Origin of the sequence: Chryseobacterium sp. SIMBA_029, assembly GCF_046535275.1 — a bacterium.
GTDB lineage: Bacteria > Bacteroidota > Bacteroidia > Flavobacteriales > Weeksellaceae > Chryseobacterium.
The window spans coordinates 1-239 of sequence record NZ_JAWRXA010000812.1; the positions used below are offsets into that span (position 1 = coordinate 1).

Annotated in this window: 1 protein-coding gene; it reads left to right on the top strand. The window is 77.0% G+C overall.

Annotation, left to right across the window (positions count from 1 at the left end):
• The coding region (locus SB679_RS26155) for a carboxylesterase family protein (RefSeq protein ID WP_410705324.1) at nucleotides 1–239 on the top strand (239 nt) is incomplete at both ends.

Here is a 239-nt window from a genome sequence, read left to right on the forward strand (position 1 = left end):
CGATGCGCCGCAGTCGGAAGACTGCCTGCACCTGACCGTCTGGACGCCGGCAGCCCGTACGCCGGCCCCCGATGCGCGGCGCCGGCCGGACGTGGTGTGGCTGCACGGCGGGGCCTGGCAAAGCGGCGCGGGCGCACTGGACTGGTACGACGGCGCCCGCCTGGCCGCGCTGGGCGACGTGGTGGTGGTGGCGGTGAACTACCGGCTGGCCGCCCTGGGCTGGCTGCACGTGCCGGGGC